General features: G+C 61.4%; 16 protein-coding genes. 10 read left to right on the forward strand and 6 right to left on the reverse strand.

Annotation, left to right across the window (positions count from 1 at the left end):
* Window positions 1-39: 39 nt before the first annotated feature.
* Entirely contained in the window at window positions 40-1,023 is a 984-nt protein-coding gene (locus NKH12_RS10025; RefSeq protein ID WP_352952960.1) for a sugar-binding transcriptional regulator, read from the reverse strand.
* A gap of 140 nt (window positions 1,024-1,163) precedes the next feature.
* On the opposite strand from NKH12_RS10025, the gene NKH12_RS10030 reads away from it, so the two are divergent.
* Together NKH12_RS10030 and NKH12_RS10035 are read left to right on the forward strand one after the other, a co-directional pair.
* Window positions 1,164-2,492 (forward strand): sn-glycerol-1-phosphate dehydrogenase, encoded by a 1,329-nt coding sequence (locus NKH12_RS10030; RefSeq protein WP_352952961.1) that lies wholly within the window; start codon window positions 1,164-1,166, stop codon window positions 2,490-2,492.
* A 4-nt stretch (window positions 2,493-2,496) separates the two neighbouring features.
* Window positions 2,497-3,306 carry an HAD family hydrolase gene (locus NKH12_RS10035; RefSeq protein WP_352952962.1) on the forward strand — a complete coding sequence of 270 codons (810 nt, stop codon included), beginning with the start codon at window positions 2,497-2,499 and terminating at the stop codon, window positions 3,304-3,306.
* Between the two features lie 201 nt (window positions 3,307-3,507).
* On the opposite strand, the gene NKH12_RS10040 is transcribed toward NKH12_RS10035, so the two are convergent.
* Window positions 3,508-4,428 carry a sugar-binding transcriptional regulator gene (locus NKH12_RS10040; protein WP_352952963.1) on the reverse strand — a complete coding sequence of 307 codons (921 nt, stop codon included), beginning with the start codon at window positions 4,426-4,428 and terminating at the stop codon, window positions 3,508-3,510.
* Between the two features lie 155 nt (window positions 4,429-4,583).
* Between NKH12_RS10040 and NKH12_RS10045 the strand changes: the two genes are divergently transcribed.
* The 5 genes from NKH12_RS10045 (at window position 4,584) to NKH12_RS10065 (ending at window position 9,798) form a co-directional block, all read left to right on the forward strand.
* Entirely contained in the window at window positions 4,584-5,471 is an 888-nt protein-coding gene (locus NKH12_RS10045) for a carbohydrate ABC transporter permease (RefSeq protein WP_352952964.1), read from the forward strand.
* Between the two features lies 1 nt (window position 5,472).
* Window positions 5,473-6,345, forward strand: coding sequence for a carbohydrate ABC transporter permease (locus tag NKH12_RS10050; RefSeq protein ID WP_352952965.1), 873 nt, complete (start codon window positions 5,473-5,475; stop codon window positions 6,343-6,345).
* Between the two features lie 59 nt (window positions 6,346-6,404).
* On the forward strand, window positions 6,405-7,910 hold the full coding sequence (locus tag NKH12_RS10055) for an ABC transporter substrate-binding protein (protein ID WP_352952966.1): 1,506 nt from the start codon (window positions 6,405-6,407) through the stop codon (window positions 7,908-7,910).
* A gap of 64 nt (window positions 7,911-7,974) precedes the next feature.
* Window positions 7,975-8,700: an SDR family oxidoreductase gene (locus NKH12_RS10060; protein ID WP_127314342.1), complete on the forward strand. Its 726-nt coding sequence runs from the start codon at window positions 7,975-7,977 to the stop codon at window positions 8,698-8,700.
* Between the two features lie 30 nt (window positions 8,701-8,730).
* Window positions 8,731-9,798 (forward strand): ABC transporter ATP-binding protein, encoded by a 1,068-nt coding sequence (locus NKH12_RS10065; RefSeq protein ID WP_352952967.1) that lies wholly within the window; start codon window positions 8,731-8,733, stop codon window positions 9,796-9,798.
* A 45-nt stretch (window positions 9,799-9,843) separates the two neighbouring features.
* On the opposite strand, the gene NKH12_RS10070 is transcribed toward NKH12_RS10065, so the two are convergent.
* From NKH12_RS10070 to NKH12_RS10080, 3 genes are all read right to left on the reverse strand, one after another.
* Window positions 9,844-10,224, reverse strand: coding sequence for a DUF488 domain-containing protein (locus tag NKH12_RS10070; RefSeq protein ID WP_352952968.1), 381 nt, complete (start codon window positions 10,222-10,224; stop codon window positions 9,844-9,846).
* 20 nt (window positions 10,225-10,244) lie between these two features.
* Window positions 10,245-11,501: an aminopeptidase gene (locus tag NKH12_RS10075; RefSeq protein ID WP_352952969.1), complete on the reverse strand. Its 1,257-nt coding sequence runs from the start codon at window positions 11,499-11,501 to the stop codon at window positions 10,245-10,247.
* Between the two features lie 83 nt (window positions 11,502-11,584).
* Window positions 11,585-12,499: a LysR substrate-binding domain-containing protein gene (locus tag NKH12_RS10080; RefSeq protein ID WP_352952970.1), complete on the reverse strand. Its 915-nt coding sequence runs from the start codon at window positions 12,497-12,499 to the stop codon at window positions 11,585-11,587.
* A gap of 97 nt (window positions 12,500-12,596) precedes the next feature.
* Here NKH12_RS10080 and NKH12_RS10085 point away from each other — a divergent pair, with 97 nt between their 5' ends.
* The 3 genes from NKH12_RS10085 to sbmA all read left to right on the forward strand — a co-directional run bounded on the left by NKH12_RS10085 (window position 12,597) and on the right by sbmA (window position 15,489).
* Window positions 12,597-12,812 (forward strand): hypothetical protein, encoded by a 216-nt coding sequence (locus NKH12_RS10085; RefSeq protein WP_352952971.1) that lies wholly within the window; start codon window positions 12,597-12,599, stop codon window positions 12,810-12,812.
* Window positions 12,813-12,928: 116 nt separating this feature from the next.
* Window positions 12,929-14,089 carry a YbfB/YjiJ family MFS transporter gene (locus NKH12_RS10090; protein ID WP_352952972.1) on the forward strand — a complete coding sequence of 387 codons (1,161 nt, stop codon included), beginning with the start codon at window positions 12,929-12,931 and terminating at the stop codon, window positions 14,087-14,089.
* Between the two features lie 122 nt (window positions 14,090-14,211).
* Window positions 14,212-15,489: a peptide antibiotic transporter SbmA gene (gene sbmA / locus NKH12_RS10095; protein ID WP_352952973.1), complete on the forward strand. Its 1,278-nt coding sequence runs from the start codon at window positions 14,212-14,214 to the stop codon at window positions 15,487-15,489.
* 27 nt (window positions 15,490-15,516) lie between these two features.
* Here the strand turns inward: sbmA and NKH12_RS10100 are convergent, their stop codons facing one another.
* The gene (locus NKH12_RS10100) at window positions 15,517-16,521 is read right to left on the reverse strand and encodes a polysaccharide deacetylase family protein (RefSeq protein ID WP_352952974.1); all 1,005 of its coding nucleotides are present in this window, start codon (window positions 16,519-16,521) and stop codon (window positions 15,517-15,519) included.
* Between the last annotated feature and the right edge of the window lie 134 nt (window positions 16,522-16,655).

Consider the following 16,655-nt stretch of genomic DNA (forward strand, 5'->3'; position numbering starts at 1 on the left):
CGATGCGTTCCACCGAGTGCTGGTTAGTCCAAGTGCCGGTTATTCCAAGAGAATGTTCGCGGTGGTCATGTCGGTGACAAAATGTGTCGCATATCCGCCGACGAGCCCAGCCCTGATCGCTCCCATCTTGCGGGCGCCGCCGGCGGCGCAGATGCGGATGGGCACCGCTTTCAGTTCGTCGAGCGTGATGCCGACGGTGCGTCCGTCGAGCGGAGTTGCGAAGGGGGCTCCCTGAGCGTCGATGAACCGCCCGATGATGACCCCGAGCGCTCCCTGCTCGATCATGCCGGCAAGTGCGGCGGCATCCGATATCCCGGCTCGGGCATAGGTGCTCTCCGGCCCGATATCGCCGATCCCGAAGATGACTTTGCCGGCGGCACGGATCATCCGGAACTGGTTGACGAGCATCGGCTCCTGCATGAGTTCGTCGTGCAGTTCGTCGGTGGAGACGATCGCCGGGGCAAGCAGGTTGATGCAGCGGGCGCCGAGCCGATTGGCCATCAGCGAGGTGCAGAATTCCGGCGAGAAATCGCTGGTGCCGATCGAGCTTCCCGAGAGTTGGACGACGGTGAGGTTCCGATCATGCCGTAGTCGTGGAATCGAGCGTGCGGCAGCGAGCACCGTTTTTCCCCAGGCAACGCCGATCGTGTCACCCGGATCGACCATGGATGCGAGCAACCGTCCTGCCGCTTCGCCGATGCGGCGGTCGGCATCATTTGGATCAAGGTCGGGGATAACCGCCGCGCCGCGAAGTCCGTATTTTTCCATCAGACGCCGCGAGGTCAAGGTGCGGGCAAAAGCGTCGTGATCGACTTGCACGGCGACAAGTCCGCTTTCGCGCGCCTCCTGCAGATAGTGTACCACGCTCGCCCTGGAGACGTTCATAACCTTGGCCACATCGCTCTGGTTAAGCTGGTCGACATAGTAGAGCCAGGCAGCCCACGCCACCGCGCTGTCGAATTCGGGCGGCAGTGCCGAGAGCCCGGATGGTCGGACCATTTCGATGTCGGCGTTGGCATTCATGTCCCTTTTTCCGCAGGTTTGCAGAACGAAGTCAAGCGTTGCTGGCAAATGCTTGACAAAAGACAGTGATAGGTGACTATTGTTCGATAGCGCAACGCTCCTCCGCCTCGATTAGAGGGTTGCCCCAGAATGAGGACGCCATGACGAATCCGGCAGCCGGATCCTGGACGACATTAATCGATGACATTTTGGACGGGCGCTGGACCAATCCGGAAACCGGGAAAAAGGCCGTGGTCCCGTATGAGCGGATTGTCATCGAAGAAAGCCTCGAAGGGCGAGCGGCCGATCTCGTTTCGGAGCTCGATCTGGGTGAGCGGTTCACGGTCGTTGCCGATGCCGCGACCTATGGTGCACTTGGCGAACGCGTTGCGCGCGAACTGAAGACGCTCGGCCCCGTCGATGTCGTGATATTGGACCACCCGCATGCCGACATGGCCAATGTCGAAAGCCTGGCCGTCAAACTCGCCGATGCGGATGCCGTGGTCGCGGTCGGTTCCGGCACGATCAACGATCTCAGCAAGTTCGTCACCGGACGGAATGAACGGCGCTACTGCGTGTTCGGGACGGCCGGTTCGATGAACGGCTACACATCGACGACCGCGTCCATCACACTGGAAAGCGGCCTGAAGGTATCGCTGCCTTCCCACGCGCCATCAGGCTTTTTCGTCGACCTTGGCGTCTCCGCTGCTGCCCCGACCTATCTGTCGGCGGCGGGGTTCGGTGACTGCCTTTGCCGCTCGGTTGCCCAGATCGATTGGTGGATGTCGCACCGTCTGCTTGGCACGGCCTACCATCAGGTTCCGTTTCTCATCCAGGAACAGGATGAAGCGGCGCTCAACCAGCGTGCGGCAAAGCTTGCCGAACACGACATCGAGGCCAATGGCTATCTCTATCGCGTGCTGACGCTCTGCGGCCTTGGCATTTCCTTCACCGGCGTCTCCAATCACGGTTCGATGGGCGAGCATCAGATATCGCACTACATCGACTGCTTCGCCGGCGAGCGTCACCCCGGGACGCTCCACGGCACCCAGGTCGGTGTCGCTTCACTCACCATGGCGCGATTGCAGCAGGCAATGCTTGCAAGCGACCAGCCACCGGTGGTGAAGGCGACGAGGATCGATCCTGACGACATGGTCCGCCGCATGGGGCCGGCTGTCGCCGCACAATGTCTCGACGAACTGAAGAAGAAGGCCTTCGACGAGACTGGAGCCGCCGCATTCAACGAGCGGCTGCAGGAGCTCTGGCCGACTCTCAGGCAGGAGCTCAAGCAATTCATGGTGCCTGTCGACGAGATGCAGCGCCTGCTGAAATCTACCGGCGGGCCGATTTCAGCGGCCGAATTGGGCGCGCCGGCCGATTTCTATCGCGAGGCCGTCGTTCATTGCCGGGAGATGCGCAATCGCTTCTCGTTCCTCGACATTGCTGCGGATGCAGGAATGCTGGAGGATTTTGCTCGCGGGGAAGCCTGACCGGATGCGCGATCTCGCCGAATTCGGACCCGAATCTGCATCGCGCATTCGCGGCGTCTTCTGCGATATCGACGACACCTTGACGACCGAGGGTCGTCTTCCGGCCGATGCCTACCGTGCACTCGAACGCCTGCACGAGGCTGGCCTTGTCGTTGCTCCTATTACCGGGAGACCGGCCGGCTGGTGCGACATGATTGCCCGGTTCTGGCCGGTGACCGGCGTGGTCGGCGAAAATGGCGCTTTTTACTTCGCTTACGATCAGGCAACGCGAAAGATGATCCGGGTTTTCGCGGCGAGCGCTGAGGAACGCCGGGAAAACAGGCGCAGGCTCACCGACCTGGAAAAGCGCATTGTCGAGGAAGTGCCGGGTTCGGCGGTATCCGCCGATCAGCAATATCGCGAAGCCGATCTGGCCATCGACTTTTGCGAAGATGTTCCGCCGCTGCCGATAGCCGATGCCAGGCGCATCAAGCAGATTTTCGAGCAGGCCGGCGCTGTCGCCAAGATTTCGTCGATACATGTGAACGGCTGGTTTGGCCGATACGACAAGCTGTCGATGACGCGCCGCTTTGCGAGCGAGAGGCTGGCAACCGATCTCGATGCTGAAAGGCAGGCCTACGCGTTCGTCGGAGACAGTCCGAACGACGCGCCGATGTTCGGGTTTTTTCCGAACTCGTTCGGGGTCGCGAATGTGATGGACTTCCAGGGACAGATCGACGCCGAACCCGCATTCGTCGCCAGGTCGCGGGGTGGCCGCGGCTTCGTCGAGATTGCCGATATGATCCTGGCGAACCGGAGGTCGGGAGTGGTCTGATCGGCCGGCGCGAAATGTGCCGGCTGCAAAAGACGCAAAGGATGTTCTGCAGCGATGGAACCGAACCAGGGACGGCTTAGGGAAGATTCGATGCCAGTCTGCTTTCAGATGCCAGTTGGCTTTCAGATGAAAGCGGGCGCGATGCACCGGGCAACATCGCAAAGCACCTTCGGGTGCTACCGCAACGCCGGCCGTTGGATGTCACAGCGAACCGCCCGTCTCCTGATCGGTGATGAGGCCGGTGAAGAATCCCCTTTCCAGGAGCTTGGCCATGATGCCGACCTTGTTCTTTCCGCCGGAAACAAGGATGCGTTTGGGAATGTTCAGCGTGTCGCGAGGATAAACCCCGACAATGCGTTCATTGACGGGATGGTCGATGAGTTCGGCGTTCCGGTCGAAGAAATAGCCGAGAAAGTTCCCGATCGGCTTCATTCTCAGGATATCGTCGAATTCCGCGTCCGTCATGTAACCGACGCTGCGAAGCGTCGAGCTGGTTGTGCCGCCGACGCTCATCAGCGCAAGGTCGGCGTTCAGCGCCTTCTGGATAACCTCGCGCGCGCTCGGTTGCTGCAGGATCGTCTCGCGGCTTTCGCGGCTGTCGCAGATGATGGGTCCGGGGAGATAGTAGGATTCGGCCTGAGTGCGCTGGGCAAAGACGGCGGCGGCGTCGTATTTGTCGATCGACGACCGGCGCGACAGAGAGCCGAGAAGCGGCACGACGGTAACGTTCCTGAGCGCCACCGGTTCGATGTTGGAAGCGAGCCATCTCATGGTTCGGCCCCATGCCATGGCGACCGTCATGTCGTCCCTGAGCAGGGTCTCGACGGTCTGCGCGGAATAGATGCCGATCACTTCGGAGAGCCCGAGCTCCGATCCAGTGTCATCAGGCGTGATGCTGCATATGTCGAGCCGGTACTTCCGCCTGAGCTGTTCTTCCATTTCGAGCGCCTGGGACGTCCCGGCGTTGATGCGGATCGAGACGATGCCGCGCTCCTTCGCCTCGGCCAGCAGCCTGTGGATCTTGGTGCGGTTGATCTGCAGCCGCTCGGCGATGGCCTGCTGCGTTTCGCCCAGCACGAAATACTGATGGGCAACCCGTGCCAGCAGACCGATCGACGTCATGAGGGTCCTCCGCTGCAGGTGGCGCACCCGTCCGAATGCCGCTGTCGCCGGCCAACAAGTGCTTGCCACAGACATGGTGACGATATAGCATTTGAACAAATGCACAAGATATGAACATTTGTGCATCGCAAAACGAAGCGGTTCGGGAGGAACGCGTGCGGGTTGCCCAAGCCAGACGTTTCGTCGTTTCAGATCACCCGCTGCCTTGGCTGCTGCCGCTGGTGGTGATCCTGCTTGTCTTCACCGTTTATCCCCTGATCTACAACATCTGGCTGAGCTTCCACGAGTTCGTCCCGCGCCGGCGGGCGCTCGAATTCGTCGGCACGGAAAACTGGGTGCAGCTCTGGAACGACACGCGGTTCTGGCAGTCGCTCGTCATCACCTTCACCTATTTCGCCATCGCGCTGGTCTTTGAACTGGTGCTCGGCATGGCGATCGCGCTGCTCCTGGACAGCGACGGCTTCGGTTTCGGCTTCCTGCGTGGCGTCCTGACGATGACGCTCGTCATCCCGCCGGCCATTGTCGGCATGATGTATCTGCTGATGGAGGACCCGCAGTTCGGGGTGATCAGCTATCTCCTGCAGTCGATTGGTCTGCTCAATCCGAACAATCCCATCCTCGCCACCGCGTCGACCGCCCTAGCCGGCGTTCTCGTCGCGGAAATCTGGCAGTGGACGCCGTTCATGGTCCTCATCTTCCTTGCCGGTCTCAGGGCGCTGCCACCGGAGCCTTACGAGGCCGCGATGATCGACGGCGCGTCGTCGTTCCAGATTTTCCGGCGGATCACCCTGCCGATGATGTCGAAGGTGATCGCGATCGCCGTGCTGGTCCGCGGCATCGATCTGTTCCGCGTCTTCGATTACGTCTTCGTCATGACTTCCGGCGGGCCGGGAGCGTCGACCTACTCGCTGTCCCTCTATGCATGGCAGCAGACGTTCAGCTTCGTAAAATGGGGCTATGGAGCCACGCTCAGCCTCGTCACCCTGGTGATCATCCTTGTCATTGCCAACCTCTTCATCCGTATCGCGAAGGTGAGATGGTAGAATGAACGGCTCCTACTCGACGCGCATGCTTCGCACCATCGCCGCCTGGGTTGTGGTCGCAATCTTCTTCTTTCCGATCTACTACTGGACGTCGGTGGCGTTCAAACACGGCAATGACATCTTCAACCGGCCGCCGAAACTGTTCGCCTTCACGCCGACCTTCGACAATTTCCAGAAGGTGTTCGGGATCTCGCTGGGCAGCGGCGGCATCACCGTGACGCCGGGCGGCGGCAACTTCTACATGGCGCCCCGCGTCTGGGATTCGATCGTGATCGCGACGCTGTCGACCGTGCTCGCCGTCGCCATCGCCACGCTTGCCGCCTATGCCCTGTCGCGCATGAACTTCCGCGGCCGGCACAGTTTCGTCGGATGGGTGTTGTCGACGCGCATGATGCCGCCCGTCGCTGTCGCGGTTCCGATGTTCTTCATCTACAAGAATTTCGGGCTCATCGACACCTATACCGGCATGGTGCTGATCCATGCGCTGATGAACCTGCCGCTCGCCGTCCTCCTGATGAAGAGCTTCTTCGATGACATCCCGTTCGAGATCGACGAGAGCGCCATCGTCGATGGCGCCAGCCGCTTCATGATCTTCCGGCGGATTGTGCTGCCGATGGCCAAGGGCGGCATCGCCGCCACCGCGGTCCTCTGCTTCATCTTCAGCTGGACCGAATTCCTGTTTGCGCTGACCCTGACCACCACGTCGGTCAAGACCGTGCCAGTCGTCTCGTCGACCTTCGTCACCTCGATCGGCACCGCCTGGGGCAACATGGCCGCGCTTGGCGCCGCATCCATCATTCCCGCTTTCATCTTCATTCTGTTGGTTCAAAAGCACCTCGTGCGCGGTCTCACGATGGGATCGTTGAAACAATAGATGGGAGGCTCGAATTCGCAGCCTTGTGAAAATCGCGAATTAAACCGGAGGAGTAGACAATGAAAGACAGCATCAGAAAGGCGCATCTTGCCTCTGTCACCGATCGCTTCGTTCGCGGACAGATGGACCGGCGCTCGTTTCTTCGCGCAGCAAGCATTCTCGGCCTCGGCGCCGGCGCGCTCGGCATGGGCCTGGGACGACGTCCGTTCTACGGCATCAGCCAGGCATCGGCTCAGGAACAGGAGCTAAAGCCCAGCGCCGAAATCACCAAATGGCTCTCGGATGTCGGCAAGCCCTTTGCCGGAACGACGCTGCGTCTCGCCACCGAATCGACGCCGCCGTCGAATGCCATCGCCACGCAGCTCAAGCAGTATTTCGAGGAAGCTACCGGGATCAAGGTCGAGATCGAAGTGCTGCCGCTCGAGCAGGTGCTGCAGAAGCTGACGCTCGACGTGGCGTCGAGCCTTGGCACTTACGACCTCTACTATATCGACCAGAGCTGGGCGGCGAGCTTCAGCCAGGACGTCTTCGATCCGCGCGAGCAGCTCAAGAACGCTGATCTGGCAATGCCGAACTACAACATCGACGACTTCCTGAAGCCGCTCGTCGACGGTATCGCCATGTACGAGGACCGCATGGTCGGCGTGCCCTACGACATCCCGATCTTCATCACGCAATACCGCAAGGACGTCTGGGACGAGCTCAAGCTGCCGCCTCCGGCCACCCTGGACGATTTGCTGCAGGCGTCCGCGGCGATCACCGACGCCAAGGGCCCGAACATGTACGGCACCAGCGGCCAGATGAAATCGGGCCATTACAGCCTCGAATGCGATTGGACGGCGTGGCTTTGGGGCCATGGCGGTTCGATTTTCGGCCCCGACGGCAAATTCACCGGCAATGACGAAGCTGGCTTGGCCGCCATGGCCTACTGGGACAAGCTCAAGGCGACGATGCCGCCCGGCGTCGACGGCTGGACATGGGATGGCGAGGGCCAGTCGGTCGGCCAGGGCGTCGCCGCCTCGATGCTGTCCTGGGGCGAATTCTTCCCGTTCTTCGACGATCCCAAAGCCTCCAAAGTCTCCGGTCTGATGGAAGCAATGGTTCCGCCGAAACCTGCCGCCACGCTGCGCACGGTCGAGCAGACCGGATTCGGCGAAATTCCGGGCGTTGGTCACCAGGGCGGTTCTTCGCTCGCGGTGTCGAAATACTCGAAGAGCCCGGACGCTGCCTGGATTTTCATGCAGTGGGCGACCTCAGCCGATACTCAGGCGCTGATCACCGTTCTGGGCGGCGGGACGGGGCCAACGCGCACCAGCGTCTATGACGATCCGCGCGTGCTGGCCAATGCGCGTGTCGGCGCCGGCACGACCCGCCATTTGCCGGTCGTGCGCGACACCATCGCCAACTACATGGGATCCGAGCCTGACCTGCCGGCGTGGGCAGAACTCTCGAGCGATATGATCCCGGTTGCACTGGGCAAATACTTCGCCGGCCAGTCGGGCTCGGCAAAGGAGTCGCTCGACGCCCTGAAAACCCAGGTCGACGATCTCGTCGCCAAGGGCTGAGTGTTCCTGGGTGGCGGCCTTGGGTCGCCACCCAGGGTATCGACAATTCCCATGAGGAAGAACAATGGCTGGAAAACAGCTCGTAGCAGTGACAGGAGCCAGTTCTGGTATCGGCGAAGCGGTCGCCAAGGTGTTTTCGCGCGCCGGCCATCCGGTTCTTATGATGGCCCGCCGTCTGGAGCGCATGGAGGCGCTGAACCTGCCCGACAGCATGGCCCGGCAGGTCGACGTCCGCGACCGCGCCGCAATCGCAGCCGCGGTGAAGGAGGCGGAAGCCGAATACGGGCCGGTCGACATGCTCTTTGCCAATGCCGGCATCGCGCGTCTTGCCGACATAGGCCGCCAGCCGCCCGAGGAATGGGACGAGATGATCGACATCAACACGAAAGGCGTGCTGAACTCGGTCCACGCCGTGATGTCGGGCATGATGGAGCGCCGTCATGGAACGCTGTTCATGATGAGTTCGATTGCTGGCCGGAAGGTCTATCCGGATCATACGGTTTACTGCGGGACGAAATTCTTCGTTCACGCCGTGTCGGAATCGCTGCGCGACTATCTTTCCGACTATGACGTCCGCGTGGTCGTGCTTTCGCCCGGGGTGATCGAAACCGAAGTTCTGAGCGGCGTCCTCGATCCGCAGACGCTCGCCAACTACAAGGCCAACAAGCTCAAAATCGGCGGCGGCATTGGGCCGGAGCACGTCGCTGACCTCATGCTGCACACCTACCAGATGCCGCAGAACGCTCTCGTGCAGGAAATCGTCATCACGCCGACCAGGCAGAAATACTGACGACCCGAATCGGGCTTCTGGAGAGAGAGAATGGCTACCGTAGAATATAAGAACATCGCCAAGAATTTCGGGCACGTCGAGGTGATGAAGGACATCTCCTTCGGCATTGCCGACCGCGAATTCGTCGTCCTTCTTGGGCCGTCCGGCTGCGGAAAGACCACACTCCTGCGCATGACAGCAGGGCTCGAACGCGTGACCAACGGCGATCTGTTGATTGGCGACAGGCGGGTCAATGACGTTCACCCGCGCGATCGCGACATTGCGATGGTGTTCCAGAACTACGCGCTCTATCCGACAATGAAGGTGTTCGACAACATCGGCTTCAGTCTCGAAGTGGCGAAAGTGCCAAAGGCCGAGATCAGGAAGAAGGTCGAATGGGCGGCGGAAATCCTGAATCTCACGCCCTACCTCGGGCGCTATCCCAAGGAACTGTCGGGCGGCCAGCGCCAGCGCGTTGCCATGGGCCGCGCCATGGTGCGGAATGCCGCCGTTTTCCTTTTCGACGAGCCGCTCTCCAACCTCGACGCCAAGCTGCGCACGCATATGCGCGTGGAAATCCGCCAACTCCACAATCGTCTCGGCACGACCACGATCTACGTCACCCATGACCAGATCGAGGCGATGACGATGGCTGACAAGATCGTGCTGATGCACGCCGGCAGGATCATGCAGATCGGCACGCCCGACGAGGTCTACGAGCGCCCGAACTCGAAATACGTCGCTGATTTCATCGGCTCGCCGTCGATGAACTTCATCGCCGGCGCTGTCGAGACCGCGGGCGGCAGTCCTCGCTTCGTCGCCGAAGGCGTGTCGATCGGCCTGTCACCGCAGATCAAGGCGAAGCCCGGCCAAAAGGTCATCATGGGCGTGCGTCCGCACGATCTCGGCATTTCGGATGCGGGTGAGATCAAGGGCGAGGTCGTGCTGTCCGAAACGACCGGCGCGGACGTCCAGATTCATTTGCGCGTGGCGGGATACGACGCTGTCGCCGTGGTGCCGCGTGACGAGCGCCGCAACGCCGGCGCCGCGATCAACCTTTCGGTACTGCCGGGCAAAGTGCACCTCTTCGATGCGGCCACGGAACTGCGTGTCGCCTGAGATTAGCGACGAAGGCGTGAATACGACTCGGCAGCGCGCGCTGCCTCAGCCCTTTAGGCTGAGATAGTCAGCTAAGGCCACTGCGTTGTTGTGCAGCTCGTCTTGGGCGCCATAGAGCAGCGTCACCCGGCCGTTGTCGAGCAGGGCGCGCAGCTGGCCGACCGCGTCGCTGTTCCTGTCGAGCTCGCCGCGATAGCGCTGCTGGAATTCCATCCAGCGCGTCGGCTCGTGGCCGAACCATTTGCGCAATTCATCGCTTGGCGTGATGGTCTTCAGCCATAGCGTCAGCGCGGCGTCTGCCTTGCGGACGCCGCGCGGCCATATGCGGGCTATGAGCACCCGCTGCCCATCGTTAGGCGAGGGCGGCTCGTAGATGCGCTTGACCTTGATGTCGAGTTCATCGTCAACTCCGGGGTTGACCGCCATGACGGCTTGTTGGCGGCTCCTTACGCCCATTCGCCCTTGCGCATGACCGGCACGCGGCTTCCGTCCTTGCCGAGCCCGTCGATGTCGATCTTGTCCGAACCGATCATCCAGTCGATATGGATGAAGCTCTTGTTGCCGCCGCGCGCCGCGGTCTCGTCCTGGCTGAGCGAGGCGCCGTCGACGAAGCACTTCGAATAGCACTGTCCCAATGCGATGTGACAGGCGGCGTTCTCGTCGAACAACGTATTGAAGAACAGCAGCCCACTCGCCGAGATCGGCGAGGAATGCGGCACCAGCGCAACCTCGCCGAGCCGGCGCGCACCCTCGTCGGTGTCGAGCACCTTCTTCAGCACGTCCTCGCCCTTCGAAGCCTTTGCCTCGACGATTCTGCCTTCCTCGAAGCGCACCGAGATCTCGTCGATCAGCGTGCCCTGGTAAGACAACGGCTTGGTCGAGGAGACATGCCCCTCGACGCGTCTTGCATGCGGCGTGGTGAAAACCTCCTCGGTCGGAATGTTCGGGTTGCAGGTGATGCCGTTCCTGGCGGTCGAAGCGCCGCCCATCCACTCATGGCCGTCGGCCAGACCGACGGTCAGGTCGGTGCCGGGTCCGGTGAAATGCAGCGCATGGAAATTATGGCCGTTCAGCCATTCGGTTCGGCTGCGAAGAGCCGCATTATGCGCTGTCCAGTTGCCGATCGGGTCGTCCACGTCAACCCGTGAGGCGGCAAAGATGGCGTCGGCGAGTTTTGCCACGGCGACGTCGTCGGTATCGCCTGGAAAGACCTGCCTGGCCCAGGCCAGGTCGGGATAGGCGACGATGTTCCAATTGATGTCGAAGCCGGTGATCTTTTCCAGTGCCGGCTGGTAGGCGACTGAATTCGCTTTGTTGGCGCGCGCCACTTTCGCCGGATCCTGTGCCGACAGCAGTGACGGATCCTCGCCGCGCACGGCCAGCCGCGCCGCATTGTTGGCGAAGGCGTTCGCCATGCCCTCATAGAGCCAGCCGGCGGCGTGGTCGAAGCCGGCATCGGCGCCATAGCGGAAGCGCGCCAGTGTCATCTCGTCGTCATTGAAGATCGGCGTCACCAGGCCGGCGCCGGCTCTGTAGGCATGCTCGACGATCCGTCGCGTCAAAGGCAGCGCTGCGATCGACGATGTCAGCACCAGATCCTGCCCCGGCTGCAATTGCAGCCCGACCTTGATGGCGACTTCCGCCAGCCTGTCGAGTTTCACCGGGTCGATCGTTGCGGAAACGCCGCGCGAATGTGTGGTCATGGTCCTGCCTGCCGTGATCTGGGGGTCTCATCCTTACATAGACCGGTGCCGCCGGTCTTTCCACCGCCATCGCGATAGGAGGCTCAGGCAGCGCTGTCGAGCGCGCCGAACTGCGCCATCGTAGCCTCGATCTCTTCGCGGATCCAAATCTTGAAATCGCGCAACTTGCGGCTCTCCCTCTTGCTGGCCGATGTCACCAGCCAGTAGCCCAGCCCGCTCTCAGCGCGCACGCCGAACGGCGCGACCAGCCGGCCGTCGGCGAGAGCGTCAGCCGTCAGCAACTGCCAGGCGAGCATCACGCCGTGACCGGCGATCGCCGATTCCAGGCACAGCATCGGGTCGGTGAAGCGCGCGCCTTTGAGGAAGGTGACGGGCTTCACCCCGGCCGCCTCGAACCAGCTGTCCCACGTGATCATCGTCCTTTCGTCGGTGATCGCGCAGGTCAAGGCGAGGTCGTCGATCGATTTCAGTTTGTCGGCGATCACCGGGGCACAGACCGGGAAGACCTCCTGCGCCAACAGCAGTTCCGCGCGCCCGCCAGGCCATTTGCCGTCGCCAAGTCGGATGGCGATGTCGATGTCCGAGCGGTCGAGATCGGCAAGCCGCACCGAGGCGTCGATGCGCAGAAGCACATTCGGATGCCGGGCGAAGTGACGTGACAGTCTCGGCAGCAGCCACTTCGATGCGAAAGCCGGCGCCACCGAAACCACCAGCGTGCATTCGGAGGCCTCGTCGGCGAGCGCCACGGCTTGCGCGAGTTCGCGGAACCCAGCCCCGAGCCGGGCGGTGAAGACGGTGCCGAATTCGGTCAGCACGAGACCGCTTGCCGTCCGTTCGAACAGCGTCTGGCCGAGCTGCTTCTCCGTCCGCTTGATCTGCTGACTAACGGCGCTGGCGGACACCTTGAGTTCGCTCGCCGCAGCAGCAAGCGATCCCAGACGGGCGACGGTTTCCACGGCGCGCAGGCCGTTGAGGTGGACGCGGTTCAGTATAGCCATTCAGTTTTTCTAAACTGGCACAGTTGAAATCTCAATTGAAACTTAGAGCGGCATGGCAGATTTTAAGGACATAAGCAGACCTGTAGAGAAAAATTCGATGAAGATTTTATCACTGCTCAGGGGCTTTTCCGTTATCGGCATGCGGCAAAGCGGGTCGGGTGAAAGCGCGACCACCCGATGGATGACCGATCCGCTGTCGCATCCTGTGCTCGACACCATGTCGGAGCGTGAACTCGGCGACGTGCCGTTCAGGCTGACGGCCCGGCGCACTGCCTACGAGACGGGCACCGGGCAGATCGGCTGCGGCTGCTGAACCAGATTTAGCGGGTCGGCCCTCTGCGGCGAACACTTGCCAACAGCCGTTGCGAGCCGTTCTGGCCCAACACAAGCGGATTGTTTGACAGGCTCGTGCACCTATTGTGCACCGCAATGAAAGCCGCTTCGCCATCCCCTTTGCGTCTCGCCTTTGCCGGCATGATTGCCCTGGCCGTTGCCATGGGCATCGGCCGCTTCGTCTATACACCGATCCTGCCCGGCATGATGGAGGAGCTTGGCCTGTCGCCGGCCGATGCAGGCTGGATCGCATCCGCCAACTATCTCGGCTATCTCTTTGGTGCGCTTGCAGCCGTCGGCGGCTGGGCGCACGGTCGCGAGCGCCTGCTGATGCTGGCCGGTCTTGCTGCCACCGCGGTCCTCACCGGGCTGATGGGCCTGGCCGGTACTATGGCGGCCTTTCTCGTCATCCGGTTTCTTGCCGGTCTGGCCCGCGCCTTCGTCTTGGTGTGCATGTCCAGCATCGTTTTCGGCCATCTGGCCGCGACCGGCCGAAACGACCTGCAGGCGCTGCATTTCGGCGGCGTTGGCCTCGGCATAGCGGCATCCTCGGCGCTGATGGCGATCCTCGTGACGAAACATGCCGGCTGGGCGGCGGGCTGGTTCTGGTCCGCCGCGATCTCAGCCTGCGCCTTTGCCGTCGTGGCGCTGCTGGTCGGCAGCACTGCGACCGCCAACGGCGCCGATGGTCGCGAACCGGCGCTGCCGAAGGACCGCTCGCTGATGAAGATCATCGTCGCCTATGGCCTGTTCGGCTTCGGTTATATCGTGACGGCGACGTTTCTGATCGCCATTGTCCGGCAGGGTGGCGGCGGACGCGGCTTCGAAGCCGTGGTCTGGATGGTCACTGGCCTGGCCGGGATTCCTTCGATCTGGCTCTGGCAGAAGATCGCCGCAAGGATCGGCCTGTATGCGGCTTGTGCCTTCGGGTGCCTCGTCGAGGTGGTCGGCGTCACCGCGAGTGTGGCCATCGGCGGGCGTATCGGGCCGCTGCTTGGCGGTTTGCTTGTCGGCGGCACGTTCATCGCCATCACCGCGCTCGGCCTGCAGACCGGAAGGCAGCTTGTCCCGCAAGCGCCACGCCGGATCTTGGCGTTGATGACGGCCTCTTTCGGCCTCGGTCAGATCATCGGTCCAATCGTCGCCGGGCTGCTTGCGCAAGCCTCGGGCGACTTCTTCCTCGCATCGATCGTGGCCGCCGCCGTCCTGCTTGTCTCCGGCGCGATCACCTGGTCGGCTGCTCCAAAATCGCCATGATTGTGGTCTTGCTCGGGGCCGGGCATCGCGCACCGGCCATTTTCATTCCGATCGATGTGTGACCTTATGCCCGCTGAACAGCAACGCCGCTGATTTGCGCATCGACCGAGGATTTCCCCACAGTGTTTGTATCCTTTTTCCCGCAGCCGAAGCTCTTCTTCACCTCGGCGGCCCTGTGGAGTGCGGTCATGGTGGCCATATGGTTTCTCGGTGGCGACCAGCTAGGCGCTTTGATCGGATTGCCTCCCCTCGCAGCGGACGCGCCGCCCATCATTGGCGTTTCGGTCTTCTGGTCGCCTCCATTCCTTTGGTTCTACATCTACTTTACCCTTGGTGTGCTGCTCTTTTACGCCTTTTGGCATTGGTATTCCCCGCACCCGTGGGACCGCTGGTCCATCCTGGGTTCCTCGCTGATCTTGTTCACGACTTATTTTCAGGTGCAGGTGAGCGTCGCGATCAATGCCTGGTACGGCCCGTTCTGGGATCTCATTCAAGCCATCCTCAGCAAAACTGTAACGGCGACAGAAGCTGATCTTTACGCGCAAGTATTAGCGTTTCTCGGCATTGCTCTGGTGGCGGTTACAGTTTTTGTCATTACGAACTTCTTCGTCAGCCATTGGGTGTTCCGCTGGCGTACTGCGATGAACAATTATTACATGTCGTATTGGCCTAAACTGCGCCATATCGAAGGGGCTTCCCAGCGTGTGCAAGAAGACACGATGCGGTTTTCCCAAATCATGGAAGACCTTGGTACCAGCTTTGTCGATTCCATCATGACCCTGATCGCTTTCATGCCGATTTTGCTGGCTTACTCTAAGCACATCACTGTTTTGCCGTTCATTGGTCACGTTCCGCAGCCGCTGGTTGTGGCTGCGATCTTCTGGGCAATTTTCGGCACGGTCTGCATTGCCACCGCCGGCATAAAGCTTCCCGGCTTGCAATTCAGAAACCAGCGCGTCGAAGCGGCCTACCGTAAGGAACTCGTCTACGGTGAGGACAATGCAGATCGGGCGCAGCCGCCGACAGTTGTAGAGCTGTTTGGAAATGTGCGCAGAAACTATTTTCGCCTCTATTTTCACTACGTCTATTTCAATGTTGTTCGCTATCTCTATTTGCAAACCAACAACATCTTCGCCCTCTTTCTAATGGTGCCCTCGATCATCGCGGGAACGGTAACGCTGGGTCTCATCAACCAGGTCAGTTCAGCCTTCGGCCAGGTGACTAGCTCGTTCCAATATCTCGTCAATTCATGGTCGACGATCGTCGAGCTTCTGTCGGTGCACAAGCGTCTGCGCGCCTTCGAGGCAACGATCCACGGCGAACCGCTTCCGGACATCGACCAGCATTATCTGGAGCGTGAGCAAGCCGGCTTGCGCCCTGAGGATCAACCGGTAAGCTAAGAGTGCCGGGCGGCGAGCGCTTTCGGCTCAGCCGCCCACCGACGCCTGCTTTTCGTGGCCGCGTTGGCGCGAAACATAGTCGCGATAGCTGATGCACTCGACATCGGGCTTGGTGCAGACCTCGCCGGCAAAGCGCTCCAGCGCGTTCCAATAGGCGCCGTCATTCATCAGCGTGAAATGGAAGCCGAGCTCCAGCGGAACGCGTTTGCCCTGGTATTGGGCGTCGAAGGCGGCGCGAAAGGCGTCATAGGTCCGGTTGGCGAATTCGTCTGCCTTGCTCGGCCGCTCGAAACCGCCGGAATGCCTGACATAAAGATTGTAGTCCATCGCGATCACCCGCCTTGTGTGGGGACCTTCCGGAATCTGCGGCAGCGAGAAGCGCGTGATGCCGTTGCTGGTCGGCGGCTCGATCGGCCCGCGCGAAACGCCGCTTGCATCAAGCAGGAAGCCGGCCGCGGGCAGAGCTTCATAGAGCGCCTTGTTCGTCGACAGATACGGTGCGCGAAAGCCGACCGCCTTACGTGCGATTTCGCGCCAACCCGCGGGTTCAGCGGTAATAGCGTTGATCGAATAGGCGTTTTCGAGAACGCGCTTGAACGAACTGAACTCGCTCAGCCAGTCGGCCTTGCTCCAGTCCTTGCCGTCGAAATGGCCGCAAGCGTGGCTGCCGATGTCATGGCCTTCCGAGGCGGCAAGGTTTATCTGCTCGAGCCGGTCAGCGACCTCCTGTTTCGAGGCGGCGAAGCCGATATTGGATTTGCCTGATGTCTTGCCGGGGGCCGTATATTGCTTGCGCGTCTCCGGCGAGAGCAGGAAGACGCAGGACACGAAATAGGTGAAATGGGCGCCGGTGTGCTGGGCCAGCGCCCGGCTGCGCTTCCATTGCGAAATATCGCGGGCGCTGTCGAACGAGATGATGACGGCCTGCTTCGGCTTTGCCGGCGCTGGCGCCGCGGGCGGATCGGCAACAGCAGTGCCCGCTGCAGCAAGCGACGCGATGGAAAACGCAACAACGCGGGAGAAACGAGGCATCGACATCTGATCAGGATTTGAGGAGGGTTCGAGCATCGGCTATCGGCGAAATGTGGCGTGGGTGCGGTCGCCTCTTGCGGTCACGTGTCCGGCGATTAGCCGATTTTCCTGTCGAACCCCTTCCATGCCGGCAA

The sequence above is a fragment of the Mesorhizobium sp. M1322 genome (assembly GCF_040318085.1).
Classification (GTDB): Bacteria; Pseudomonadota; Alphaproteobacteria; order Rhizobiales; family Rhizobiaceae; genus Mesorhizobium.

Coding starts and splice junctions, on each gene's coding strand:
- NKH12_RS10025 (WP_352952960.1), bottom strand. CDS start 1,023: ATGAATGCCAACGCCGACATCGAAATGGTCCGACCATCCGGGCTCTCG.
- NKH12_RS10030 (WP_352952961.1), top strand. CDS start 1,164: ATGACGAATCCGGCAGCCGGATCCTGGACGACATTAATCGATGACATT.
- NKH12_RS10035 (WP_352952962.1), top strand. CDS start 2,497: ATGCGCGATCTCGCCGAATTCGGACCCGAATCTGCATCGCGCATTCGC.
- NKH12_RS10040 (WP_352952963.1), bottom strand. CDS start 4,428: ATGACGTCGATCGGTCTGCTGGCACGGGTTGCCCATCAGTATTTCGTG.
- NKH12_RS10050 (WP_352952965.1), top strand. CDS start 5,473: ATGAACGGCTCCTACTCGACGCGCATGCTTCGCACCATCGCCGCCTGG.
- NKH12_RS10055 (WP_352952966.1), top strand. CDS start 6,405: ATGAAAGACAGCATCAGAAAGGCGCATCTTGCCTCTGTCACCGATCGC.
- NKH12_RS10060 (WP_127314342.1), top strand. CDS start 7,975: ATGGCTGGAAAACAGCTCGTAGCAGTGACAGGAGCCAGTTCTGGTATC.
- NKH12_RS10065 (WP_352952967.1), top strand. CDS start 8,731: ATGGCTACCGTAGAATATAAGAACATCGCCAAGAATTTCGGGCACGTC.
- NKH12_RS10070 (WP_352952968.1), bottom strand. CDS start 10,224: ATGGCGGTCAACCCCGGAGTTGACGATGAACTCGACATCAAGGTCAAG.
- NKH12_RS10075 (WP_352952969.1), bottom strand. CDS start 11,501: ATGACCACACATTCGCGCGGCGTTTCCGCAACGATCGACCCGGTGAAA.
- NKH12_RS10080 (WP_352952970.1), bottom strand. CDS start 12,499: ATGGCTATACTGAACCGCGTCCACCTCAACGGCCTGCGCGCCGTGGAA.
- NKH12_RS10085 (WP_352952971.1), top strand. CDS start 12,597: ATGAAGATTTTATCACTGCTCAGGGGCTTTTCCGTTATCGGCATGCGG.
- NKH12_RS10090 (WP_352952972.1), top strand. CDS start 12,929: ATGAAAGCCGCTTCGCCATCCCCTTTGCGTCTCGCCTTTGCCGGCATG.
- NKH12_RS10100 (WP_352952974.1), bottom strand. CDS start 16,521: ATGCCTCGTTTCTCCCGCGTTGTTGCGTTTTCCATCGCGTCGCTTGCT.